Raw genomic sequence first — 23123 nt, 5'->3', positions numbered from 1 at the left:
AGCGCTTGTACGACTTCGGATCCGGCAGCGGCGGCGGCACTCCCCCGAGCTACGCGTACCACGCGTGCGCCGTCGTCGCCGGATCCGATGAAGTGATCACATCAGGTCCCGCCAACGGATCGCTAACATGAGCCCAACGGTTCCACGGGGAGCCGTACGGGAGGCGGCGGCAGGTCGCCGCGAGGTGGGCCCGGAACGACGGTGCGGGAAGGCAGCGGCGGTTCTATGCGGGACGAGCTGCGGTTCGGACTGCTCGGTCCGCCGGTTCTGTACGGGGCCGGGGCCGTGGGGGCCGCGGTGGATTCCGGTGACGGCCGCGCACGTGGTGCCGCCGACGACGATGGCGACGGTGACGGCGACGGTGGCCGATCGGGCGGCGGCTCCGGCGATGTCTCCGCCGGTGCTTACCGTGCTGTCTCCGGCAGTACGTCCCGTGATGTCGCCGGCGGCGTACGGTCCGTCGGCAGCGGCAAGATGCGGGCCCTGTTCGTCGCGCTGCTGCTCGAACCCGGGCGGGTCGTCTCCGTCGACACCCTGAAGGACGTGCTCTGGGACGCCACACCACCACCGTCCGCACAGGCGTCCCTGCACAACCATGTGACCCGCCTGCGCAGGCTGTTGGACGACCCCGAGCGGCTGCGCGCGATCCCGCCGGGCTATCTGCTGCGGGTCGACGACGGCGAGCTGGACGTGCGCGTCTTCGAGGCCCACGCCCGCGCCGCCCGCACCGCGCACGCCCGGCGGGACTGGACCCGGACGGTGCGCGAGTCCGCCGCGGCGCTCGCCCTCTGGCGAGGGACACCGCTCGGCGGCCTGCCGGTCGAGGAGCTCCGCGCCCAGGCCTTCGTCCAACGCCTTGAGGAGGCCCGGCTGTTGCTCCTGGAGCGACGGTACGAAGCCGAACTCCACCTCGCGGCCGACACCGCGGACGAGGAGGCCACCGGAGCGCACGCGCTCGGCGCCCTCGCCCCCGAACTCACCGCCCTCGTTGCCGAGCACCCCCTCCGCGAGGCCTTCCACCGGCTCCTCATGCTCGTCCTCCACCGCACGGGCCGCCAGGCCGAGGCCCTGGCCGTCCACCGGGACCTGCGCGCCCGCCTCCTCGACGAACTCGGCGTGGAACCGGGCCCCGCGGTACGCGACGCCCACGTGGAGATCCTGCGCGAGCACGACGAAGAGCCCCAGGGTCCGTCGACCGAGGCCGCCCCCACCGACCCCCCACCCCGCCCGGCCCAACTCCCGCCGCCACCCGCTCATTTCACGGGCAGAGGGGAGGCGTTGGCAGAGCTGCGTAGGACATTGAGTACGGACGCTTACGAAGCAACTCGCGCCCCCACCCCCCTAGGGGCGCGGGGAACTGCGCGACAAGCCACGACGAACCCGCACTCGCCGACGAACAGTTCCTCCCGAGCTCATGGGCGCCCCTGGCCGCCAAAGGGGACCGCCGTCGCGGTCATCAGCGGCATGGCCGGCGTGGGCAAGAGCGCCCTCGCCCTCCATCTCGCCCACGAACTCGCCGAACACTTCCCCGACGGCCAGCTGTACATCAACCTCCACGGCGCCACCCCGGGCATGACCCCCCTCACCCCCGCCCAGGCCCTCGCCGCCCTGCTCCGCGACCTCGGCACCGCCCCGCGCCGTATCCCCGAACACCCGGACGCGGCGGCCGCGCTGCTCCGCTCGACGCTCGCACCGACCCGCACCCTGATGGTGCTGGACGACGCCGCGCACGCCGCCCAGGTGCGCCCCCTGCTCCCGGCCGGCGCCGGCTGCGCGGTCATCGTGACGAGCCGTTCGCCGCTCACCGCGCTGGACGGCGCCCACCGCTTCCCGCTCGCCCCGCTGTCGGACGACGAGAGCGCGGCCCTGCTGCGCGCCGCGTCCGGCCGTGCGGCGGGCCTGGACGCCGCGCACCCCCTCGTCGAACTCACCGGCCGCCTCCCGCTCGCCCTCCGCGTCGTCGCGGCCCGCCTCGCCGCCCGCCGGGCGCTCACCCCGGACGCGCTGGCCGGTCAACTGGCCGCCACCGAGGGGCGGTTGCGCCACCTCGAATACGACGACCTGAGCGTCCGCCGCTCCCTCGCCGTCGCCCACGAGGCCCTACGCGCCTCCGACCGCGAGGCCGACCGCGACGCCGCCCACGCCCTCCGCCGCATCGGCGCCCTCGACCTGCCCGCGTACGGCGCACCTCTCCTCGCCCGCCTCACCGGCATCGACGAGTTCCGCGCCGAGACCGCCCTCGACCGCCTCGTCGATGTGGCCCTCCTCGACGAGACGGCGTACGGCCGGTACGTCCCCCACGACCTCGTACGCCACTTCGCCCGCGAACTCGCCGACACGGCCGACACCGGCGAGGCCGTCGAGCAGGCCCTCCGCTGGTACGCCGGACGCGCCCGCCAGAGCCTGCTGGTGATGCTCCCACCGGGTTACGAGCGCGACGAACGCCTCCGTGCGACGGCGCCCAAGACGGAGGTCACGACGGAGGCGCCCCCGGCCGAACGGCAGCCCACGGAACCTCCTTTCGCCTCCGCCGAGGAGGCCTTCGCCTGGGGCGACCGTGAACTCCCCAATATCGTCGCCCTGGTGGACCGCTGCTCCCGCGAGCCCAGCGCCACCGCGGCCCTCGTCCCCGCCCTCGTCCGCCACCTCTTCCCCTACCTGCACCGGGGCGGCCGGCTCGCCGAGCTGGACGTTCTCGGGCGGCTCGCCCTGGACGTGGCGAGGTCGCTCGGCGACGACGCGGCCGAAGCGTTCGCGTTGACCGACCGGGCCGGGCTGCACTTCATGTCCGGCCGGGCCTCGGAGGCGCTCGCCCTCAACGACGAGGGCCTGAAACTGTGGCGGCGCCTCGGGGTCGCCTCGTGCGTACGGCGGTGCCTGAACAACCGGGGGCTCGTACTGGAGAGCCTCGGCCGGTACGAGGAGAGCGAGGAGACGCTCCGGCAGAGCCTGGAACTGTCCCGGCAGCTCGGCGACCCGTACGGCGAGGCGGTCACCTTCAGCCACCTCGGCAACCTGTACAAGCACACCGACGCGCGGGCCGCCATCGCCCACCACGAACGGAGCCTGGCGCTGGGCGAGCTGGCCGACAGCCTCGTCGTACGGCACACAGCGCACTGCAACATCGGCTACGCCCACCTCAGACTCGGCGAACCGGCCGCCGCCGTACGCAACTTCGAGCAGAGCCTGCGCATCCTCGGCGACGACGAGGACTGGCAGGGCGAGTCCAAGTCCCGGCTCGGCCTGGTACGGGCCCTGCGCGAGCTGGGCCGGCCGGACCGCGCGTCCCACGAGTGCGCCCTCCTCCTCGACCTCGCCGAACGCCGCGCCGACCAGTACGCCGTCGGCCTCGCCCGGCACCAGCGCGGGTTGCTCCTCCGGGCCCAGGGCCGCGTCGAGGAGGCGCACCGCGAGTGGGAGCGCGCCCAGGCGGTCCTGGACGACACGGACTCGACGGTGGCGGTGGAACTGAGGGAACTGCTGAAGGACCGCGACCGGTAGGGGCCGCGACCCGTCAGAGGGAGGCGGAGAACCGCGCGACCAGACAGACCCCGACAACCCACGCTCTTCGACGAAGCTTTTCGACGAAGCTCTTCGACGGACGGCGCTCATTTCGCATCGGCATAGCACTCCACCACCGCCGTGGTGAACGGAAACCGCACCGGCGTCTGCCCGAACGTCAGCCGCCCCGACAGCTCGGACGCCTCCCGGATCGCCGCCACGACGGCCTCCGCCTCCTCCTGCGGACAGTGCACGATCACCTCGTCGTGCTGGAAGAAGACCAGCTCGGCGGCCATACCGTCGAGGGCGCGCCGGAGGGCGGCGAGGAGGAGCAGGGTCCAGTCGGCGGCGCTGCCCTGAACGACGAAGTTGCGGGCGAACCGCCCACGGGCACGGGAGTTGGTGGAGGCGTACCCGGGCACCCACTCGTTCCCCTGCCCGTGCCCCTGTTCCGGGGATTCGAGGTCGGGGTCGGCCTGGGGGATACCCGCCTCCTCGCCCGCCGCGTCGGATGCCCCGGCCGCCGGCGGGCACGTACGCCCGAGCCAGGTCCGTACGAGCCGGCCCTCCTCGCCCGCGCGGGCCGCGTCGTCGACGTACCGCACGGCGCGCGGGAACCGTCGGCGCAGTGCGGCGAGATTCTTGAGCCCGTCCCCGGACGTCTGTCCGTACACGGCACCCAACACGGCGAGCTTGGCCTGCGCCCGGTCGCCGGAGAAGGCGCGGTCGGAGACGGACTGGTAGAGGTCGGAGGGGCGGCCCGCGACCTCCATGAGCCCGGGGTCGCGGGAGATCGCGGCCAGCACCCGGGGTTCCATCTGGTCGGCGTCGGCGACGACGAGCCGCCAGCCGGGGTCGGCGACGCAGGCGCGGCGGATCACCTTGGGGATCTGGAGGGCGCCCCCGCCGTTGGTGACCCACCGTCCGGTGACGGTGCCGTGCGCGAGGAACTCGGGCCGGAACCGCCCGTCCCGGACCCAGTCCTGCACCCAGGACCACCCGTGGGCGACCCAGATCCGGTACAGCTTCTTGTATTCGAGGAGCGGCTTCACGGCAGGGTGATCGAGACTCTCGATCTCCCAGCGGCGGGTGGAGCGGATCCGGATCCCGGCCTGCCCGAAGGCTTTGACGACATCGGCGGGCAGATCGGGCCGCACCCGCCGCCCGAAGGCGTTCGACACCTCGACGGCGAGCTCGGCCAGCCGGCGGGGCTCACCACCGCCGACATACCGCTCGCCGAGCAACTCGTGCAGCACCCCCCGGTGCACATCGGCCCGCCACGGCAGCCCCGCCCGGTTCATCTCGGCGGCGACGAGCATCCCGGCCGACTCGGCGGCGGTCAGCAGCCGCATCCGGTCCGGGTGCGCGGTGGCGTCGTGCCGCCGCTGCTGGTCCGCGTACACCTCGACGAGGTCGGTGAGGGGGACGTGGACGGGGCGGGGCTCGAAGAGGGACGGCTGTGCGCCGGGGTCGGCCGACCGCTGGGGCGGATCCGGCGGCACGGGACCGTGACGGAGCCGGGCGAGCGCGGCGGCCGCGGAACGCGGCTCCCCGAGCCGCCCCTCATGCCCCAGGAGCAGACTCTCGGCGTCCTCGATGTCATAACACCGCTCCACGCGGACGCCCCCGGCGAGCAGGCGGGGGTAGATCTCGGTGGTGGCCCGCCACACCCACCGACCGACGTCCGGCCCCCGCCGCCGCACCGCCTCCCCGAGGTCCGCCTCCCGCACCACCGGCCCCGCGAGCACGCCGTCCACCCCGAGGGGGGCCACCTCCACGCCCCCGTCCTCGGTCGTCGCGAGCGCCCAGCGGTCGGTCATGGGTGCGAGTGTGGCAGGGGGGTCTGACATTGATGCTGATACGCGGGGCCGGTGCGGCGGGCGGGGCCCGGGAGCCGGTCTTCGTCTACGCGATCGAGCACCCCCGACACCTGCTGGGGGTGCTGTCGAGTCCCGGACGGGGCTCGGGCTACGCACTGGTTCCGCCGCCTGCGGATCCGCTGGGAGAGACGCGACGACAACCACGAAGCCTTCCTCACCCTGGGCTGTGCTCTCATCTGTGGCGACGTCTGCGCTCGCGCTGCTGACCGGTCTAGCGAGTAGGAGGAGGGGACTGCGGGTCGGAAGCGCATGCTGCTTCCTGGGCTGCCAAAACCTCATCGCCGTGCTCGAAGGCCCATGCGCCAACGGCGTCGATGGGAGCCAGCAAGGTGCGGCCCAAAGCGGTGAGTTGATACTCGACCCGTGATGCGTCCGAGTGCGTCTGTCGGTCGACCAGTCCGTTGAACTGCAGTCGGCGGAGAGTCTCGGTGAGGACCTTGGAACTGATGCCCCCGATCCGCTCCCGCAGCTCGACCGGGCGCCTGGGGCCGTCGCGCAGCGCCCAGAGCACCACGGAGTTCCAGGTGTTGGAAAGCAGGTCGAAGGCGAGGCGGGCGCGGCAGTCGGCGAGGAAGGCGTCGGTCGTCACGAACCAAATGGTGCCCGATAGGCCCTCTAGCGTCGGTGCGAACGGTCGAAGCAGGCACGGAGAGGGAACGCGTGATGAGAATCGGCGTACTGGGAACCGGCAACATGGCCGACGCGCTCGCCACCCACTGGGTACGGTCCGGTCACGAGGTGACCATCGGGGGACGAGACGCGCACAAGGCGGAGCGGCTCGCGATGCGCATCGGAGGCAGTGCGAAGTCGGCCAGCCTACGTGCGGCGGCCGAGTCGGGCCAAGTGGTGTTGGCAGCACTGCCCTTCGGGGCGGGAGCAGACGTGGCACGGGACCTGCACGCGGCCCTTGACGGCAAGGTGCTGCTCGACTGCTCCAACCCTGTTGGACCAGGCTTCCGACTGCTGACGGAAGGAGGCCCCTCGGCCGCACAGCAACTGGTTGCGGCAGCACCGGGAGCCCACGTGATCAAGGCTTTCAATCTCTGTCACGAGGACGTGTGGCGCATGCGGCCGCCCGTCTTCCATGGAAGGCCGCTGGCCGTGCCCGTCTGCGGAGACGACGAGGCGGCCCTCGCGCGCGTACGCGAGTTGGTGCAGGACGTGGGCTGTGAACCCGTGGCTGGGGGCGGTCTCGAACGTGCGGGACTTCTGGAAGCGACCGCCGCGTTGTTCATCGCGCTGTGGGTCGGCGAGGGAGCGGATGCCCAGGCGATCGCACCTCCGCTGGCCTACGCGGCCGGACCGAGCCACCACGAAACGGAAGGCGGCACGAGGGCTTTCCGTTAGGAGTTCTTGCTGGGGCTCAAAGAATGAGGCGGGCGGCCCTCAGACTCACTTGCTGTGCATCAGGGCGAACGATTGTTGAGTCCGCCCGAGCCTCTGGCGAGCGGCCAACGCACCCCACCACCAGCTGACCTCCTGCGTTGTCGCCCCCGTTATCCTTTTCGCGGTCCCGCAATGGGACTGCTGGCCTCCGGGCCCGGCATGGTTGTTCCCCCTCTGTCGAAGGCATGGCAATGCCGTTGCTTCAGTGGTCGTGCCACCGGTTGTTCAAAACCACGGTGATCGGTGGACGTCGGCTGCTGGAGGGTTCGCCAGGGACTTTGCTGGCGTAGCCGGTGATGCAGGAACGGATCTTGCGAGGGCAGTCACGGGATCTACGGCGGGGCAGCAGACTGCAACCGATCTCATGATCTCCGGCCGCGCTGCGAAAGGCCGGACGCCGCAGGCTGGTCGAGGTGATCCGCCCGAAGGCCCTGCGCATGGCGAAACGGCTGGTCGACGATGTGTTCGACGCGCTCGACGAACAGACCGTCGTCGTCCCGGGAACCGGCACGCTCGACATCGTGATCCCCTCCCTGGCCCGCTCGCTCGGCGCCGTCCACGAACAACGCCGGGCGATAGAAGCCCAGATCAGCACCCTGCTGGAGGACCGCCGCCACCTTACTGGTCACTGTCGGCGACGGCACCAGCTTCCCCACAGCCGCCCACCTCGCCTCCTACGCCGGCCTCGCCCCGGCCACGAAGTCCTCAGGGACATCGATCCACGGCGGACACGTCCCCAGAGGCGGCAACCGGCAACTCAAACGCGCCATGTTCCTCTCCGCGTTCACCGCCTTCCACGACCCGACCTCCTGCACCTACCTACGACAAATGCCGGACACGCGGAAAGACCCACACCCAAGCCCTCCTCCGCCTCGCCCGACAACGGATCAACGTGCTCTTCGCGATGCTCCGCGACGGCACCTTCTACGAACCCCGCATGCCCCGGGCAACGGCTGCATGAACCAGCCCGCAGACAGGTCGACGCAGATCAACACCTTCTGTCGTCTGCCCATGCCGAGATTTCTGCGGCCCCCCGACGGACAGCTTCTTCCGGATCCCGGGCGAGCTTCCCGCAGGCCGCTGCGACGTCCGGCACACCGCCCAGTCCCACGAGCGCGTCATGCACCCCGGTCTGCAGCCAGTCGGCCCGGTTGTCGTCAGCCTCGGCAACCGCGAGAGCGATAAGCCTTATGGCGGACACCGTCCCCACCCGGGCCAGGGCCTCTGCCGTCTGCCGGGTCACCGCCGTGTCCTCGACGTCCAGCAGCAGTCCCACCAGCGTTTCCGCAGCCTGAGGAACATCAGCGAAGGAAGCAAGGTCACACCCGGCACGAACACGTTGCGTCCACGAAGGAGATGACGCCTCAGCCAAGGCCTCGTCCAACCCACTCGCCATCTCTGCCACGACCAGACAGTCTCATGCCCTAGAGAGAAGATCGAACCGGGCAGAAGCTGCGCGCACGCTTGACGAAGAACATAGAGGCACCCCCCACGATGCAGTGTTGATCAAGGGCGCCGGGGTGCTCGGCGCGCCCATGCGCTTCGGCGGGTAGCCGTCGCCCGGGCTTCGGCGGGTGAAACTTGGACCTGACGGAGCCTGCGGCGACGCCAGGGTCCGTCAGGCGAACGGGGTGATTGGTCTGCTTGCGGGTGCCCGTCGTACGTCGAAGCCGGAGGCGTTCTACGCCCGCTCTTCTGCCAGCGTCCGTAGCGCCTCTGCCACGTCCGTCTCCGTGGCCTCCTTGGTCACACCCAGTCCGCTCAGTACTCCCTCCCCGTTCTCGAACTCCAGCAGCGCGAGCAGGATGTGTTCCGTGCCGATGTAGTTGTGGCCGAGGCGGAGGGCCTCGCGGAAGGTGAGTTCGAGGACCTTCTTGGCTTCGGAGCCGTAGGGGATGAGTTCGGGCACCTCGGCGGAGGCCGGCGGCAGGGCGGCTGTGGCGGCTTGCCGTACGGACTCGGGGGAGACGCCCTGGGCGACGAGCGCCTTGGCGCCGAGTCCCTCCGGTTCGGCGAGCAGGCCGAGGACGAGGTGGGCGGGTACCCCCTCGACGGCACCGGCGGCCTTGCCCTCGTCGTGCGCGGCCGAGACCACGTTCCGGGCGCGCGGGGTGAAGCGGCTGAACCCCTGGCTGGCGTCGAGATCGTTCTCGCCCTTCGGCACGAACCGCTTCTGCGCTGCCTGCCGGGTCACCCCCATGCTCTTGCCGATCTCCGTCCAGGATGCGCCCGAACGCCGGGCCTGGTCCACGAAGTGGCCGATCAGGTGGTCGGCCACCTCGCCGAGGTGGTCCGCGGCGATCACCGCGTCCTGGAGCTGGTCGAGCGGTTCCGGGTGGACCTTCTTGATGGCATCGATGAGTTCGTCGAGACGGATGGACGCGGTGACTCGCGGGTTCGTCGTCATGCGTCAACCGTAGGTTGACACCACCCGGGTGTCAACCTTGGGTTGACGCCCGCTGTTCGTCTGCCGCTCCGCTCACTTCGGCGAGGTCACCAACCGCACCGCCAGCCCCGCGAACACCGTGCCGGTGAAGACGTTGAGCCCCCGCGCCACCCGCCGACTGCGGCGCAGCACCTGGGTGAGACGACCGGCGACGAGCGCGACCGAGCCGTCCCACACGCAGCCCATGACGACGATGGTGCAGCCGAGCAGCAGGAGTTGGCCGGGTACGTGTCCGAGGGAGGGGGTGACGAACTGCGGCAGGAACGCGACGTTGAAGAGGATCACCTTGGGATTGAGCAGATTGGTGACCGCGCCCTGCCAGAACGCCCGCCGCAGCCCGGTGCGCCCACGGTCGTCCGTCACGGTCCCGGATGCGGCGCCCTCGTCCCCCGGCACCGACCGGTCCCGGAACGCCTTCACCGCCAGGTACAGCAGATACGCGGCCCCCAGCCACCGCAGCACGTAGTAGAGCACCGGCAACGCCTCGAACAACGCCGAGAGCCCCAACGCCGCCGCCACGGTGTGCACCAGCATCGCGCTCGCCACCCCCGCCGCCGCCATCACCCCGACCACCGGCCCACCCCGCCCCCGACGGCCACGATGAACATCATGTCGGGCCCCGGAGTGACACAGAGAGCGAAGGCCGCGACCAGAAACGCTGCGTAGAGAGATGCGTCAACCATGGGGTCATGCTCGGCAGTTCGGACGGCCCCGAGTGACCGAGTTTCACGGATCGGACGTACGGCGGTGCCCCTGGCAGGCTCCCCGAGATCTCGGGATCCCGGGATCCCGAGATCGGCCCGGACACCCTGTCAACGGACCAGGGCGTCCGGGAGTTCGTCGAGCGAGGCGATGACGCGTATGCCGTCGTCGGTGGCGGCGCCGTTGCCGGTCTTCGTCCGGTCGAGCCAGTACGCGTGCAGTCCCGCGTCGCGGGACCCGAGGGCGTCGAGCGTGTACTTGTCCCCGACGTACGCCACTTCGTGCGGGGGAAGGCCGAGGGACGCGCAGCCCGCTAGGAAGATGCTCGCCGCGGGCTTCGCCGCGCCGTGTTGGTCGGAGCAGACGAGGACCTTGTCGATATCGAAGTAGGGCAGCAGCCCGATGGTGTGAAGCTTGTGGCGCTGGTGGTCGGCGGACGAGTTGGAGACGATGCCGAGGCGGTAGTCGGCCGCGAGCCGTTCGAGAACGGGCTCGGCGTCGGGGAACGCCGCCCAGGCCGCGTTGCGGTGGGCCTCGTATGCGGCGAACCAGGCGGAGGCCTCGGCGTCCGACATGGCGGAGGTGTCCCGTCCTGCGTCGGAAAGGAAGCGGCGGGTGCGTTCGAGCCGCTGCTCGGCGAAGGTGAGTTCGCCGCTGAGGAAGCGCCCGTACTGCACCTCCATGATCGTCCGCCAGAACGAGAGTGCCGCGGCGGGGCCGGGGAATTGGTCGAGCAGCCCTTGCGCCCGCAGGTGGGCGAGCACGCCGACCTCCTCCGAGGTCGAGTAGTCGAACAGTGTGTCGTCAACATCGAAGAGCACACCCCGGATCGGCATGCGACCGCCCTTTCTGGCCTGGTGAGAGAACCGCCGTCGGCGTGGCGAGCATCCCACGAGTACGGGCGGGGAGTCAGGGTGTTCAACAGTTGACCGATTGGCCTGGGGGTCCTGGGTTCTCCTGGGTCTTGGGTGCGGGGTTGGTGGGGCGTACGGGAGTGCGTAACCCGTATGGGGGTTTGATCGTTGATGTGATGGTCGGGTCGTGGCTTCGGGGTGTGTGAGGGGGTGGCAGGTGCGGCGGAGGGTGGAGTTGGGCGCGGGGGAGGTGCAGCAGGTTGCTGCGGCCTGCGCCCGTGCGTTGCGGGGTGTGGATGCGGTAACCGGTGAGGGGCTGACCGAGGCTGAGCTGGTGGAGCGGGCGGGCTGGCTGTCTGGGCTCGTGGAGTCGCTGGCCTCCGGCGTGGTCCGGGAGCACTGGAACCAGGCCGATCTGGCCCGACTCGCCTCGGGTACCGACCGGTCGGGTGGGGTGTTGCCGTCGCAGGGGTGGATGGCGTTGCGGCGGCTCGGCTGGACGGTGGCCGTCCCTGTGGGTGTGTATGTGCCGGACCGGGTGGTGCGGATCGCGCAGGAGCAGGCGGGCCGGGTGCTGCGGTCGGCCTGGTGGCGCGCCGAGGTCACCGCCGCGTTGCTGGCGACCTGGCCCGCCGACCCGGCCCGGCGCAGTGAGGCGGAGTGGCAGGCACTGCGGGCCGCCCTGCCCGACGGCGGGATGGTGGCGTCGAGCGTGCTGCTGGCCCGCACCCGGCAGATCGCCGGCTTCCACACCACGCAGCGTCGCCTGCCCGCCAGTCTCACCGAGTGTGAACCGCCGCCCGGCGGGGGGTCGCAGGTCGTCCTCGCGGCCGTCGACAAACAGCTCGCCACTCTCGACCGCTGTGCGGAAGATCCCTTCCAGTACGGGGTGCTGACCGTGCGGCTTCCGGTGCGTCCCGATCCCGCATCGCGGACGGACTGGCATCCGGTGCGGATCCGTTTCCGCCTGCCACCCCACGTCCCCGCCCACGCCGTGCTGTGCGCGCCCACCCTGCGCGTACGCGAAGGACGGCTGCTGCTCGACGTGCCCTACGCGCTCGCGGTCCGCAAACCGGAACGGGCCGGACACTCCCGAGCGGTGGCCTTCGACTGGGGTTTGAACACCCTGCTCACCGGCGGCCCCCTCCACCTCACCGGTGAGACCCAGCCCCGGGTGCTCACCGACGGGCGCCCGGTGTTCTTCCGCGCCGCCGGAGTCCTGGCCAAGGCCGACCGGCTGCGCCTCCTGGGCGAGCACATCGGCGCCCGCATCGACCGACTGCGGATCCTGATCACCTCCCGGCAGGAGCGCGGGATGCGCCCCAGCCCCTGGCAGGTGGCCAAGCTCGCCGTCCTTCAGGCGGAGCGGGAGCGGGTGGCCCGGCGGCGGACCCGGCTGAACGCGGCCCTCGCCAGGGCGGCCGCCCGTTTCATGGTGGATCAGGCCATTGCGGCCGGGGCGAGTGTCGTCTACCTCGAAGACCTCCGCGACATGGAAGCCCGCGGCAAGGGCCGCACGCTGAACACGCGTCTGTCGCAGACGGTGCGCGGCGCGATCGTCACCCACGTCCGCCACACCGCCGCCGCCCACGGCATCGCCGTGGTGATCGTGCCGCCACGCGGGACGTCGAAGTACTGCCCGCACTGCCTGACCGCCATCCGCCACCACAAGGCACCCAACAACCGGGCGGCGGGCTGGGCATGGGCGACCTGCCCCAACGAAGCGTGCGGGTACAGCACCGGCCGGGACAGCGCCGCCTGGCAGCGCATCGGCGCCCGCGGCCTCACCCACCAGCACAAAACGTGCCTCGACCGCGCCGGCGGAACCTTCGTGATCCGCACGGTGGTTGAGGCCCTGGACCGGGCAAGCCGGGTCCAGCACCAGACCAGGGACCGCACCAAAAGCCGTCCCACGAACAGACGCCCTGTGCCCGGGAAGCGGCGCAGGGTCCCCGCCCCACCCGGCCCAGCGCCGGGTGGCAAGCGTCCGGCGGGGCGGACCCCCACGCACCCGACCCACCGCAGCCGGCGGTGGTCACGGCAGCAGGGACCGACAACGATCGGCACCCCCGCACGGCATCAGCCGGACGGGGCCAGACTCGGGGCAGGCTTCCACCGCCACGCCCACACCACCCCCATCCCAGGGTGGCCACGGCCGAGTCACCCTCCAGGACGGTCCCGAACACCCGGGATCACCCAGGAAACCCAAGCCGATTAGAGACGCTCCGGCCGGAACGCACCCGCTCCCCGCACCCGCTCCCCACGCCCGCGCATCCGCGCTCCGCCCGCGCATCCGCGCTCCGCCCGCGCGCCCCGAAGGCACTCACCTCACCTCATCTCACCTCACCGCCGCCCCAACGCCCCGCCCACGGCGACCACAGCCACAACCCCGCACACCCCGACACACGCCCCAACGACCTCCCACGGCACAGCCACCCCCACCGGCGCCGACAACACCCCCAACGCGCCCACCACCCCCGCCAGGTTCACCGCGGTGACCGCCGCTCCCAACACCACTCCCACCACGACCGCGACCAGCGCCTCACCCACCACGACCACCCGCACCTGCCCCCGAGTGGCCCCGGCCAGCCGCAGCGACCGCAGCTCCGCGCCCCGTGCCGACGTGGCCATCAGCAACGTCCCGGCCAGCGAGATCCCCGCGTACACGAGCGCGATCCCCAGCACCACGAGGAAGCCGAGCCGGGTGTGCGTGCTGGTGCCGGGACGGTTCGCCGCGAGCCACTCCTCGGCCGACCGCACCGTCCCGCCGGTCCCCTCCAGCGCCGCCGCGACCCCCGCCCGGTCCACCCCGCTCCCCACCCGCACCTCGACCCGGTCCACGACCGCCCCACCGGCGTTCGCGGCCGTCACGTACGCCCCGTTGTCCCCGCTCCCCTGCGCGAGCACCGCCACGATCCGCAGCCGTACGGGACGTCCGTCCCCGAGCCACACCCGCACGGTCCGCCCCACCTCGTGCCGCTCCCACTCCTCGTTCACGACGATCGACCGGTCGTCGAGATCACGCACATCACCGGCGACCACCGGCAGCCGCGACACCGCCGCGAAGGCCGACACATCCGTCACCGCCCGCGCCTCGGACCGCACCAACGCGCTCCCCTCCTCCACCACATACACAGCGGTGGAGGCCGACCCGGCCACGGTCGCCCCGGCGACCCGCCCGCCATCGGCCGACAGCCCCTTGCCCGTGACCACGAAGTCCGCCCGAGTCCGAACCTCCGCCTCCGCCCCCTTGGCCTCCGCCACCGTCCCCGCAGCCCCCAGCAGCGAACCGGCCAGCGCGACGGTCACCAGCACCGGCGCGGCGACAGCGGCGGTACGGCGCACCGACGTGGCCGCGTTCTCCCGGATCAGCAGCCCGGCGGCACCGGGCAGCCCCGCCCCCACCAGCCGGACGACCGGCCGGACGAGCAGCGGTGCGAGCGCGGCCGCCGCCGTGATCAGCAACATCGGCTGGGTGGTGTACGTCTTCCGCTTCAGCAGGTCGGCCGGCGAGGTCCCCAACTTCCAGGCCAGCAACCCCAGTCCACCCGCCAGCAGAGCGGAACCGATCACCCGGCGCGACAGCGGCAGCACCCCGGTGTCCACGGACGCCTCCCGCAACGCCTCCACGGGCCCGATCCGCCCGGCCCGCCGCGCGGCGACCCAGGCCCCCGCGAGCGCCACCGACACCCCCGTCCAGAAGGCCACGTGGTACGGCCACACCACCGCACCCGGCACCGCGAACCACGTCGGCGCGACCCCGCCGTCCACCAACTCCCGTACCAGCAGAGGCGCCCCCCATGCCCCCAGCGCACACCCGGCACCGGACGCCGCGACCCCGACCGCCAGGGCCTCCCCGAGCAGCAGCCGCCGTACCTGACCGGGTGTCGCACCCGCCATCCGCAACAGTCCGAACTCCCGCCTGCGCAGGGCCACCACGAAGGCGAACGTCGACGCCGTCACGAACACGGACACGAACGTGGTGACCCCACCCGCCGTCCCCAGCAGCGAGTTCACGGCGACCAACGCCTCCGCGTCCCGCTCGTACGACGGATCCACCCGCCGCCGCGCGTCACCCGTCAGCACCCGCGCCCGATCCCCGACCACCGCCCGTACGTCGGCGACGGCCGCGTCCACCCCGACGGCGTCCGGCCCCGCCGAACCCCGGCCCGCCCCGTCCGTCGTCACCGGCCCCAGCGCGCGCAGCTCCGCGAGCAGCCGTTCGTCCACAGGGTGTGGATGGGTCAGCCTCTGCGACACCCGGGCCGGCCCCGGCCCCCGCCGCACCTCGACCGTCAGCCTGTCCAGACCCGCCACCACGACGGGGGAGGAGCCGAAACGCTCCGGCGCACGCGCGGGCGGGTCGAGCGTCGCCGCGAGCCCTAGCCCCATGGCGGTCATCACCCCGACCCCCAACGCCACCGCGACGAACGACCCGATCAGCGCCGCCCACCGCGTACGCAACGACGACAGCGTCAGCACGTCACACCCCCGACGACCCCGCCGCCGGGAGTGCCGGGAGTACCGGCCGCGCCGGCTCCCCGCTCCAACCCCGCCATACGTGCCGCCACGCCCTCCACCGACGGCCGGCCCAACTCCCCGCTCACCCGCCCGTCGACCAGGAACACCACCCGGTCCGCGTACGACGCGGCCACCGGATCGTGCGTGACCACGACCGTGGTCTGGCCCTCCCGGTCCACCAACTCCCGCAGCAGACAGAGCACTTCACGGCTGGTCGTGGTGTCGAGCGCCCCGGTGGGCTCGTCGCCGAAGAGGACCGCCGGGCGGGTGATCAGCGCTCGGGCCAGGGCTACCCGTTGCTGCTGTCCGCCGGACAGCTGGGTCGGCCGGTGTCCGGCCCGCTCGCCCAGCCCCACCCGGGCCAGGGCCTCGCGCACCGCCCCGCGCGAGGGCCGCCGCCCGGCGAGCCGCAGCGGCAGGGCGACGTTCTGCGCGGCGGTGAGGGAGGGGAGGAGGTTGAAGGCCTGGAACACGAAACCGATCCGCTCCCGGCGCAGCAGCGTCAGCCGCCGCTCGCTCAGCCCGGCCAGCTCCACCCCGTCGACCCGCACCGTCCCGCCCGACGGCCGGTCCAGCCCCGCCGCGCACTGCAACAGCGTCGACTTCCCCGATCCCGACGGCCCCATCACCGCAGTGAAGGTCCCGGCCCCGAAGTCGAGGTCCACCCCGTCGAGGGCGACGACCTCCCCGTACGACCGCCGCAGGCCCCGTACACGTACGGCCGCGACCCCTGTCTTTCCCGCCTCTGCTACCCCTGTCGTGGTCATGCCCCAAGCGAACCGCCCGCGCCCCGCCCGCACACGCCCACTGGAGGGCGTCCCGGGGGTATGGCCTGCCCTACCGCGCAAGGCCACCGACCCCGTGCCGCAGCCCCGTGCCGTAGCCCCTGGCTACCGCCCCTCCCGCGCCATGACACGATCGAACACGTGAGTACGACCAGCACGGTGGACCGCGCCTTCGAGGCGGCCCTCTACGCCGACACCGACGCCGCCCTCGACACCGGCGCCTCCCTGCTCGCCGCCGACCCGGCGGCCGACGCGGAACTGGCCCGGCGCGGACGGGAGTTCGTCGCGGGGGCCTGGCGACGCGGCTGGCAGCCCGCCGACGTCGTACGGTACGTGCGGCGCGAGCTGGAGGACGAGCACGTACGACTCCTGGCCGGGCTCGTCGTCGAGGAGCAGGAGCAGGAGCAGGAGCAGGAGCAGGCGCAGACGCGGGGGTCGACGGCCGGGAACCGGCAGCCACCACCCGCCCCCCGCTGGGCCGCCCAGCTCGACGAGGTCAGGGAACTCGCCGCGCACCCCGCCCGCGCGGACCGCTTCTCGTACGCCACCACGGCCCTGGAGCTGTACCGCCTCCTCCTGCGTCTCCCCACCCTCGAACCCCTCGACCAACCGCGGACGGCCGGCGGCGCCAAGAACTCGCCCCACCCCGAGTCCCGCATGCTCAGCCGTATCCGCGCGCTGCTCGCCAAGGCGGAGGCGACGGGCTTCCCTGAGGAGGCGGAGGCGCTCAGCGCGAAGGCGCAGGAGCTGATGGCGCGGCACAGCATCGACGAGGCGCTGCTGGCGGCCCGCGCGCACAGCAAGAACGCGCCCGGCGCCTGCCGGATCGGCGTCGAGCCGCCGTACGAGACGGCCAAGGCGGTGCTCCTCGACGCCGTGGCGCGGGCCAACCGCTGCGAGTCCGTCTGGAACGACGACCTCGGTTTCTCCACGGTCGTCGGTTTCGAGGCCGACCTGGAGGTGGTCGAACTGCTCCACACCTCGCTCCTCGTCCAGGCCACCACGGCGATGACGAAGGCGGAGGCCGCCCAACGCAAGGGCGGCCGCAAGCGGACCAAGACCTTCCGGCAGTCGTTCCTGGCCGCCTACGCCCACCGCATAGGGGTCCGGCTGGCCGAGGTCGCCGAGGCCCAGGTCGCCGAGGCGGAGGCCGAAGGCGTGGGCCCGCACGGGGCGGGCGCCCCGGAGCAGGATCTCCTGCCCGTCCTCGCCGCCCGCGGCGTCGCCGTCCGCGACCAGTTCACCCGTATGTTCCCGGACACGGTCACCACCCGCGTCCGGGGGGTCAGCGACCTGGCCGGCTGGCGGCAGGGGTCGGAGGCAGCCGACCGCGCCCAGGTCGGGGCGCGGCCCCGGCTGCCGTCCTGACCCGGACGCCGACGGCTCAGTCGCCCGCCGGGAGGAACGGCCCCACCGTCGCCTCCAGCGTGCTCTCGGACTTGACCGCGACCTCGGGGTCCGGCCACTTGAAGCTGCTGACCTTGGTGTCCCCGGGCAGGGTGAGCTTCAGCTCGTCCACCGCGGCGCTCTTCTCCGTGTCACCGGCGACTCCGCGCACGTACGCGATGGTGAAGGTCATCGACTGACCGGCCTCCAGCGTCGCCACGGTGTCCTGGGACGCGCCCTCCTGCGGCTGCAGCGCCCAGGACTTGTCGCCGGCGAACAGGTCGACCCCGGCGAGACCCGTCAGTGTGCAGGCGGCGTCGCTCTTGTTGGTGACGGTGACCGGTACGGCACCCTCGTCACCGGCGGTCGGGGCGGCGCTGCTGGGCCCGACCTCGAAGCCGGCCCGCGCGGCCGTACACGCGCCGCCCTTCCCGCTCTCGGGGGTGGCGGCGCCGGTCTTGCCGTCACCGCTCCCGCCACCCCCATCACCTCCGTCACCCCCGCCACAGGCGGTCAGTGTGAGGGCAGCGAGGAGAGCGGCAGCGATGGCGGTCGGAGCGGTGCGCATGGAGTTCCCGGTGGAGTTCGTGGCTGTCACAGCACAGCCGGGGCGGTGTGAACGTGCGAACGGGCCGCGAAACCCGGAGGTTCCGCGGCCCGTCCGACACATGATCTACGATCCACGGCCCGCCGAAGGCCCGATCGACGACCTGAGCCACGACCAGACCCAAGTCCTACGCCACGGCCCAAGCCAAGCCCTGCGCCACGGCCTGAGCCAAGCCCCGCGCCACGGCCTGATCCGGGACCGGACCCAAGCCCTGCTCTACGACCCGGCGCTCGCCGTGGGCAGGTCCGTGGGCAGTCCGGACGGCAGGGACCCCGCGGCCTTCTGGAACGTCTCCTCGCCGACGCTGCCCTCCCACGTGATCGTGAGGGCCTTGGAGCTGACCTTGTCCACCATGCCCTCGGTGCGATCGTCGCTGCCGTCCTGGCACTTGAGGTTGATCATCTGCATGTTCGCCGAGTCGGAGACCTTGCCGCTGCACACCGAGGTGCCCACGAAGACGGCGACCTCGTCACCGTTGACGAACAGGGCGACCGCTTTGCCGCCGGTCGTGGCCAGCCAGTTGCCCTGCAGCTCCGTCTTGGCGCCGGAGGAGTCCCCGGAGCCGCCGCTGTCCGCGCTGTCCGCGCTGTCCGTCGCCTTCGGGGCGGCCGACGACGACTCCTTGGCCTCGGAGTCGCCCCCGTCACCGCTGCACCCGGTCAGCACGAGCGCGGCCGTGAGCCCGGCCGCCGCGGCCGCGACGCGCATGCGCCGACGGGCGGAGGCAGCCCTGGTCACGGGCTTTGCCGTCATCGCCGTCATCGCCGTAGTCGCCGTAGTCGCCGTACTCGCCGTAGTCACTGGAGGTCTCCCAAAGCTGTGGCCGGATCCGGTCGCCGCGGCGACAGCGGCAAGCTACCAGGAGTGGCTCTGCGGCAGATGGCCGGGAACTGTGAGGACTCCGAGGACGACTCGAGCCACGACAGCCGGGCACCTGACGGAAGCCCACGGTGCCCGGCGTCAGCACGGCACCCGGCGGAAGCCCCGACGCCCGGCACCACCGCACCCGGCCGCTCCACCCCTACCAGGACGACTTGCGCACCCCCGGCAGGAACCCCGCGTGCGCCTGTTCCCGCAGGCTCACCCGCGACAGCCCGAAGGTCCGGAAGTACCCACGGGGCCGCCCGTCCACCTGGTCCCGGTTGCGGACGCGGGTCGCGCTCGCGTCGCGCGGCTGTGCGCGCAGCTCCCGCTGGGCGGCGTCGCGTTCGGCCTCCGTGGCGGACGGCCGCCGGATGACCTCCTTCAGCTCGGCCCGGCGTGCGGCGTACCGGGCGACGGTCACCTGCCGCTTCCCGTTCTTCGCGATCTTGCTCTTCTTCGCCATCAGACCCGCACCCCCCGGGCACGGATCCGCGCGACGGCGGCCTCGACGCCGATGACGTCCACGGTCTTGATCCCCTTGGTGCTCAGCCGGAGCCGCACATGGCGGTTCTCGCTCGGCAGCCAGTACCGCTTGGACTGGATGTTCGGGTCGAAGCGACGGGACGTACGCCGGTGGGAGTGCGAGATGCGGTTGCCGAAGCCGGGCTGGGCGCCGGTCAGCATGCAGTGGGCGGACAAGGGTGATGCACCTCTCTCGATCCAGTGATGCAAATGGAATTCATTTTCAGTAAGGTATCAGCATGGCACGCAACGAACTCCGCCCGGTCATCAAACTCCGGTCCACGGCCGGCACCGGCCACACCTATGTCACCCGCAAGAACCGCCGGAACGATCCGGACCGGCTGACGCTGCGCAAGTTCGACCCGAGGGTCGGCCGCCACGTCGACTTCCGAGAGGAGCGCTGACCGACGATGAAGAAGGACATCCATCCCTCGTACGGGCTCGTCGTCTTCCGGGACCGCGCCGCGAACCACACCTTCCTCACCCGCTCGACGATGACGAGCGGGAAGACGATCGAGTGGGAGGACGGCAACACGTACCCCGTGGTCGACGTCGAGATCTCGAACGTCAGCCACCCCTTCTACACGGGCACCGCGCGAGTGCTGGACACGGCGGGCCGTGTGGAGAAGTTCGAGAAGCGGTACGGCGCCGGCGCCGGAAAGAATCGGGGCTGACCGACGTGACCCAGCTGTCTGTCGCGATCGTCGGCGGCCTGCACGCCGACGCCCGGCGGGCCGCCGTCGAGGCGCTGCTCGCCGGGGTCCCGGGCAGCGTCGCGCTGCACCACGACCTCTCCACCGCCGTCGACGGTCCGGACGCCAGGGTCGTCCGGACCGTACGGGACGCCGCGGGCATCATCTCCAGCGGTGAGACCCGGCTCGTCAACGACTGCGCCTGCTGCGCCCTGCGCGAGGACCTCGTCCCCGAACTGGAGCGCCTGGCCGACGCGGGCCTGACCCGCCTGGCCGTGGTCGAACTCTGGGACTCGGTCGAACCGAAGGCGATGGCGGAGGTGGTCGCCGCCGGCGGCCTCCGCCTCACCTCCGTGATCACGGCCGTGGACCCCGCCCTCCTCCTCCCCTACCTCGGCGACGGCGACGACCTCGCCGACCGGGGTCTGGCCGCCGCCTCCACCGACCGACGCACCGTCGCCGACACCTTCGCCCGCCAACTGGAGTACGCCCCGATCCTGGCCGTCCTGGACTCGGAGGAGGCGGACGACGAGGACAGGGCCCTACTGGCCCAACTCCACCCGACGGCACAGAGGGTGCCCATCGGCAGCCAGGGGCCGACCCCCGGTTCCGAGGTGCGCGGGGAACTGCGCGACCAGCCACGACGCACCCGCACCCCGCAACGCACCACCACCCCCACGGCACCCCCCGGCTCCCTCCTCGCCGCGGCCTTCTCCGGCTTCGACGTGGACGCGGCCGCCGCCGCCCAGCACCCCGCCTGTGCCCTCCTCCCCACCGACGCCGACGAATGCGGTGTCACCACCCTCGTCTGGCACCGCCATCGCCCCTTCCACCCCGAGCGGCTGTACGCGGCGCTGGAGGACCTCTGCTGCGCGGCCGCCCGCAGTCGCGGCAGGTTCTGGCTGGCGGAGCGCCCCGACACCCTGCTGCACTGGGACGCGGCCGGCGGCGCCCTGTGCGTGGAGTCGGTCGGCCCCTGGCTCGCCTCGCTCCCGGACGCCGCCTGGGACCTGGTCCCCCCGGTCCGCCGGGCCGCCGCCGCCCTCGACTGGCATCCGGAGCACGGCGACCGCTGCCAGCACCTCGTCTTCACCTCCCCCGGCCTGGACCGCGACGGACTCGAACACCTTCTGGAGTCCTGCCTGCTCACCGACGCCGAGTACGCCGCCGGACGCACCGCCTGGGAACAACTGCCGCGCCCCTTCGACACCTTCCTGGAGGTCTGACCCGCCATGCCCCGCAAGCCGGAGCGCAAGCCCGTCAAGTCCCGTCCCAACCCGCTGGACCAGGCGAAGATCACGTACATCGACTACAAGGACACCGACCTGCTGCGCCGCTTCATCTCCGACCGCGGCAAGATCCGCAGCCGCCGCGTCACCCGCGTCACCGCCCAGCAGCAACGACGGCTCGCCCGCGCCATCAAGAACGCCCGCGAAATGGCCCTCCTGCCGTACTCCACCCGCTGACAGTGGCCCCGGCACGTCCTCCGAACCGCGCCGAACACCGTCGAACCACCACCCCCACCCGGCCCCCGGGGAGGCTCCCGACCTCCCCGGGGGCAGTCGTTTCCCGCCATCCTGCGCACCCCGGGCCCGCCTCCTGAACCGCACGGACCCGCCCCTCGTAGGAAGGGACATGGGGACATGAACCAGGACGTCAGGAATCTCCATGGCCGCCGATGGAACAGGATCGCCCCGACATACGTCTCTCCAGTGCTGTAACCGCGAGACCACCCCCCGTGCACGTGCATCTGCTCGTGCATACGCAGGTGCATTCGCTCGCGCGTCAGCACGTGAACAAAGCTATGATCCGGGGCAGTTGACCGCTGCATCACTGGCAGCACGGGCATCACTGGCCACACCAGTGCCAATGCGCATCAAAGCGCACCACTGCACCACCCCGGGGAGCGACCTGTGGACCACGACGTGTACGGCGTGGATGACGTGTACAACGGCATGGCCGCGACGGAGCTGACCGAGCTCCACGCGGTGGCCTGGCAGAAGAGCCGGCACAGCAACTCGCAGGGCAACTGCGTGGAGTTCGCGCGACTGCCCGGCGGTGAGGTGGCGGTGCGCAACTCCCGCTTCCCCGACGGCCCGGCGCTCGTCTACACCCGTGCCGAGATCGAGGCGATGCTCCTGGGCATCAAGGACGGCGAGTTCGACCACCTGGTCGGATAACCCCCGCCCGGCGGCGGGGTGGTTGTCGGCGAGCCCGCCGATGTGACACGCGTAGAAACGATGTGACACGCGTAGAACCGCGGCGCCGAAAAGCGCCGCGGTTCTTCAGCGGGCGGCGTACGGGCCCGGCACGGGCGGCACCTGGAACAGTGCCCACACCACTTTGCCGCTGAGTGCCCCACCGAGTGGATGCCAGCCCCAGCTGTCCGCGAACGAGTCGACCAGGAAAAGGCCGCGCCCCGACTCCGCCGAGAAGTCCTCGGAGTCCCCGGCGACCGGGCTGTCGTGACTGGGGTCGCGCACCGCGCACACCAGCCGCTCGGTCCAGCGCATCAGATGCAGTCGTACGGGCGGGTCCTGGGCCGGGCGCGATCCGTTGCCGGAGGGCAGGCCGTGCCGCAGGGCGTTGGTGACGAGTTCCGAGACCACGAGACAGACGTCGTCGAAGCGGTCGTCCAGTTGCCACTGGCCGAGCGTGCCCCGAGTGAACTGCCGCGCGTCGCGCACCGCTTCGTAGCGGGGCGGCAGCGCGCAGGACGCGGCGTCGGACACGGTCGCGGGATCAAGTGGCGGAAGTCCCTGCCGTAAGGGTTCGAGCATGGTCGATCCATTCGTCCCCATGCGAGGCACTCCCGGGTGTCTGCGGTCGTTGCGAAGCAGCGGTGGCGCGGGACCATGGTTTCTGATGCGTACAGCAGATGCAAGGGCAGATGCACGTGCACGCGCCCGAAATGGACCTCCCCATACCGCTTGCTCAACATTTCTTCTGTCACCCTGCCCCCGTTCCCCCTCCGTCT

General features: G+C 71.9%; 21 protein-coding genes and 2 pseudogenes. 10 read left to right on the top strand and 13 right to left on the bottom strand.

The genetic code is table 11. From position 1 onward, the window contains the following. Nucleotides 1–225 precede the first annotated feature (225 nt). Nucleotides 226–3501, top strand: a complete 3276-nt coding sequence (locus tag OG622_RS21645; RefSeq protein ID WP_371578242.1) for a BTAD domain-containing putative transcriptional regulator — start codon at nucleotides 226–228, stop codon at nucleotides 3499–3501. Between the two features lie 107 nt (nucleotides 3502–3608). On the opposite strand, the gene OG622_RS21640 is transcribed toward OG622_RS21645, so the two are convergent. Together OG622_RS21640 and OG622_RS21635 are read right to left on the bottom strand one after the other, a co-directional pair. Further along, a complete protein-coding gene (locus tag OG622_RS21640) occupies nucleotides 3609–5321 on the bottom strand; it encodes a bifunctional 3'-5' exonuclease/DNA polymerase (RefSeq protein ID WP_371578240.1) in 1713 nt (570 codons plus the stop codon). A 271-nt stretch (nucleotides 5322–5592) separates the two neighbouring features. After that, on the bottom strand, nucleotides 5593–5970 hold the full coding sequence (locus tag OG622_RS21635; protein ID WP_371578238.1) for a winged helix-turn-helix transcriptional regulator: 378 nt from the start codon (nucleotides 5968–5970) through the stop codon (nucleotides 5593–5595). Between the two features lie 74 nt (nucleotides 5971–6044). Between OG622_RS21635 and OG622_RS21630 the strand changes: the two genes are divergently transcribed. Together OG622_RS21630 and OG622_RS21625 are read left to right on the top strand one after the other, a co-directional pair. Next, on the top strand, nucleotides 6045–6728 hold the full coding sequence (locus tag OG622_RS21630) for an NADPH-dependent F420 reductase (protein ID WP_371578236.1): 684 nt from the start codon (nucleotides 6045–6047) through the stop codon (nucleotides 6726–6728). Nucleotides 6729–7135: 407 nt separating this feature from the next. Then, nucleotides 7136–7728 (top strand): annotated as a pseudogene (locus OG622_RS21625) (transposase); the annotation flags it as partial. A 27-nt stretch (nucleotides 7729–7755) separates the two neighbouring features. Here OG622_RS21625 and OG622_RS21620 read toward each other — a convergent pair. From OG622_RS21620 to OG622_RS21605, 4 genes and pseudogenes are all read right to left on the bottom strand, one after another. Next, nucleotides 7756–8043, bottom strand: coding sequence for a hypothetical protein (locus OG622_RS21620; protein WP_371578234.1), 288 nt, complete (start codon nucleotides 8041–8043; stop codon nucleotides 7756–7758). 405 nt (nucleotides 8044–8448) lie between these two features. Beyond that, a complete protein-coding gene (locus tag OG622_RS21615; protein ID WP_371578232.1) occupies nucleotides 8449–9174 on the bottom strand; it encodes a Clp protease N-terminal domain-containing protein in 726 nt (241 codons plus the stop codon). 72 nt (nucleotides 9175–9246) lie between these two features. Continuing rightward, nucleotides 9247–9896: pseudogene (locus OG622_RS21610) on the bottom strand (LysE family translocator). Between the two features lie 129 nt (nucleotides 9897–10025). Continuing rightward, complete coding sequence (locus tag OG622_RS21605) at nucleotides 10026–10751, bottom strand: HAD family hydrolase (protein ID WP_371578230.1); 726 nt, start codon at nucleotides 10749–10751, stop codon at nucleotides 10026–10028. Nucleotides 10752–11061: 310 nt separating this feature from the next. Here OG622_RS21605 and OG622_RS21600 point away from each other — a divergent pair, with 310 nt between their 5' ends. Continuing rightward, on the top strand, nucleotides 11062–12987 hold the full coding sequence (locus OG622_RS21600; protein ID WP_371578228.1) for a zinc ribbon domain-containing protein: 1926 nt from the start codon (nucleotides 11062–11064) through the stop codon (nucleotides 12985–12987). Between the two features lie 125 nt (nucleotides 12988–13112). Here the strand turns inward: OG622_RS21600 and OG622_RS21595 are convergent, their stop codons facing one another. Both OG622_RS21595 and OG622_RS21590 read right to left on the bottom strand, forming a co-directional pair. Continuing rightward, nucleotides 13113–15251 (bottom strand): FtsX-like permease family protein, encoded by a 2139-nt coding sequence (locus OG622_RS21595; RefSeq protein ID WP_371578226.1) that lies wholly within the window; start codon nucleotides 15249–15251, stop codon nucleotides 13113–13115. Further along, complete coding sequence (locus tag OG622_RS21590) at nucleotides 15245–16057, bottom strand: ABC transporter ATP-binding protein (protein WP_371578225.1); 813 nt, start codon at nucleotides 16055–16057, stop codon at nucleotides 15245–15247. Before OG622_RS21590 ends, OG622_RS21595 begins: the two co-directional genes overlap by 7 nt. Nucleotides 16058–16216: 159 nt before the next feature. Between OG622_RS21590 and OG622_RS21585 the strand changes: the two genes are divergently transcribed. Then, nucleotides 16217–17443, top strand: coding sequence for a DUF2786 domain-containing protein (locus OG622_RS21585; RefSeq protein WP_371578224.1), 1227 nt, complete (start codon nucleotides 16217–16219; stop codon nucleotides 17441–17443). 16 nt (nucleotides 17444–17459) lie between these two features. On the opposite strand, the gene OG622_RS21580 is transcribed toward OG622_RS21585, so the two are convergent. The 4 genes from OG622_RS21580 to rpmB all read right to left on the bottom strand — a co-directional run bounded on the left by OG622_RS21580 (nucleotide 17460) and on the right by rpmB (nucleotide 19631). Beyond that, nucleotides 17460–18029, bottom strand: coding sequence for a DUF4232 domain-containing protein (locus OG622_RS21580; protein ID WP_371578223.1), 570 nt, complete (start codon nucleotides 18027–18029; stop codon nucleotides 17460–17462). 255 nt (nucleotides 18030–18284) lie between these two features. Then, on the bottom strand, nucleotides 18285–18821 hold the full coding sequence (locus tag OG622_RS21575) for a hypothetical protein (protein WP_371578221.1): 537 nt from the start codon (nucleotides 18819–18821) through the stop codon (nucleotides 18285–18287). A 268-nt stretch (nucleotides 18822–19089) separates the two neighbouring features. Next, nucleotides 19090–19395 (bottom strand): 30S ribosomal protein S14, encoded by a 306-nt coding sequence (rpsN, locus tag OG622_RS21570; protein WP_371578220.1) that lies wholly within the window; start codon nucleotides 19393–19395, stop codon nucleotides 19090–19092. Beyond that, nucleotides 19395–19631 carry a 50S ribosomal protein L28 gene (gene rpmB / locus OG622_RS21565; protein ID WP_037702498.1) on the bottom strand — a complete coding sequence of 79 codons (237 nt, stop codon included), beginning with the start codon at nucleotides 19629–19631 and terminating at the stop codon, nucleotides 19395–19397. The genes rpsN and rpmB overlap by 1 nt, the downstream gene beginning before the upstream one ends. A 62-nt stretch (nucleotides 19632–19693) precedes the next feature. On the opposite strand from rpmB, the gene rpmG reads away from it, so the two are divergent. From rpmG to OG622_RS21540, 5 genes are all read left to right on the top strand, one after another. Beyond that, nucleotides 19694–19858: a 50S ribosomal protein L33 gene (rpmG, locus tag OG622_RS21560; RefSeq protein WP_371578218.1), complete on the top strand. Its 165-nt coding sequence runs from the start codon at nucleotides 19694–19696 to the stop codon at nucleotides 19856–19858. A 6-nt stretch (nucleotides 19859–19864) separates the two neighbouring features. Beyond that, complete coding sequence (locus tag OG622_RS21555) at nucleotides 19865–20128, top strand: type B 50S ribosomal protein L31 (RefSeq protein WP_371578217.1); 264 nt, start codon at nucleotides 19865–19867, stop codon at nucleotides 20126–20128. A 5-nt stretch (nucleotides 20129–20133) separates the two neighbouring features. After that, complete coding sequence (locus OG622_RS21550; protein ID WP_371578215.1) at nucleotides 20134–21372, top strand: GTP-binding protein; 1239 nt, start codon at nucleotides 20134–20136, stop codon at nucleotides 21370–21372. Nucleotides 21373–21378: 6 nt separating this feature from the next. Beyond that, nucleotides 21379–21612, top strand: a complete 234-nt coding sequence (gene rpsR / locus OG622_RS21545) for a 30S ribosomal protein S18 (RefSeq protein WP_371578213.1) — start codon at nucleotides 21379–21381, stop codon at nucleotides 21610–21612. 447 nt (nucleotides 21613–22059) lie between these two features. Beyond that, nucleotides 22060–22326, top strand: a complete 267-nt coding sequence (locus OG622_RS21540) for a DUF397 domain-containing protein (RefSeq protein ID WP_033524685.1) — start codon at nucleotides 22060–22062, stop codon at nucleotides 22324–22326. Nucleotides 22327–22431: 105 nt separating this feature from the next. Here OG622_RS21540 and OG622_RS21535 read toward each other — a convergent pair whose 3' ends face one another. Continuing rightward, nucleotides 22432–22926 (bottom strand): ATP-binding protein, encoded by a 495-nt coding sequence (locus OG622_RS21535; RefSeq protein ID WP_371578211.1) that lies wholly within the window; start codon nucleotides 22924–22926, stop codon nucleotides 22432–22434. Between the last annotated feature and the right edge of the window lie 197 nt (nucleotides 22927–23123).

Source organism: Streptomyces sp. NBC_01314, from assembly GCF_041435215.1.
Taxonomy (GTDB): Bacteria; Actinomycetota; Actinomycetes; order Streptomycetales; family Streptomycetaceae; genus Streptomyces.
Note: the sequence above shows the minus strand (reverse complement) of the source record. Positions and strands in the feature narration are given on the sequence as shown.

Bases quoted from the DNA above. Each gene is read 5' to 3' on its own strand.
- OG622_RS21645 (WP_371578242.1), top strand. From the start codon at position 226: ATGCGGGACGAGCTGCGGTTCGGACTGCTCGGTCCGCCGGTTCTGTAC.
- OG622_RS21640 (WP_371578240.1), bottom strand. From the start codon at position 5,321: ATGACCGACCGCTGGGCGCTCGCGACGACCGAGGACGGGGGCGTGGAG.
- OG622_RS21630 (WP_371578236.1), top strand. From the start codon at position 6,045: ATGAGAATCGGCGTACTGGGAACCGGCAACATGGCCGACGCGCTCGCC.
- OG622_RS21615 (WP_371578232.1), bottom strand. From the start codon at position 9,174: ATGACGACGAACCCGCGAGTCACCGCGTCCATCCGTCTCGACGAACTC.
- OG622_RS21605 (WP_371578230.1), bottom strand. From the start codon at position 10,751: ATGCCGATCCGGGGTGTGCTCTTCGATGTTGACGACACACTGTTCGAC.
- OG622_RS21590 (WP_371578225.1), bottom strand. From the start codon at position 16,057: ATGACCACGACAGGGGTAGCAGAGGCGGGAAAGACAGGGGTCGCGGCC.
- OG622_RS21580 (WP_371578223.1), bottom strand. From the start codon at position 18,029: ATGCGCACCGCTCCGACCGCCATCGCTGCCGCTCTCCTCGCTGCCCTC.
- OG622_RS21575 (WP_371578221.1), bottom strand. From the start codon at position 18,821: ATGACGGCAAAGCCCGTGACCAGGGCTGCCTCCGCCCGTCGGCGCATG.
- rpsN (WP_371578220.1), bottom strand. From the start codon at position 19,395: ATGGCGAAGAAGAGCAAGATCGCGAAGAACGGGAAGCGGCAGGTGACC.
- rpmG (WP_371578218.1), top strand. From the start codon at position 19,694: ATGGCACGCAACGAACTCCGCCCGGTCATCAAACTCCGGTCCACGGCC.
- OG622_RS21555 (WP_371578217.1), top strand. From the start codon at position 19,865: ATGAAGAAGGACATCCATCCCTCGTACGGGCTCGTCGTCTTCCGGGAC.
- rpsR (WP_371578213.1), top strand. From the start codon at position 21,379: ATGCCCCGCAAGCCGGAGCGCAAGCCCGTCAAGTCCCGTCCCAACCCG.
- OG622_RS21535 (WP_371578211.1), bottom strand. From the start codon at position 22,926: ATGCTCGAACCCTTACGGCAGGGACTTCCGCCACTTGATCCCGCGACC.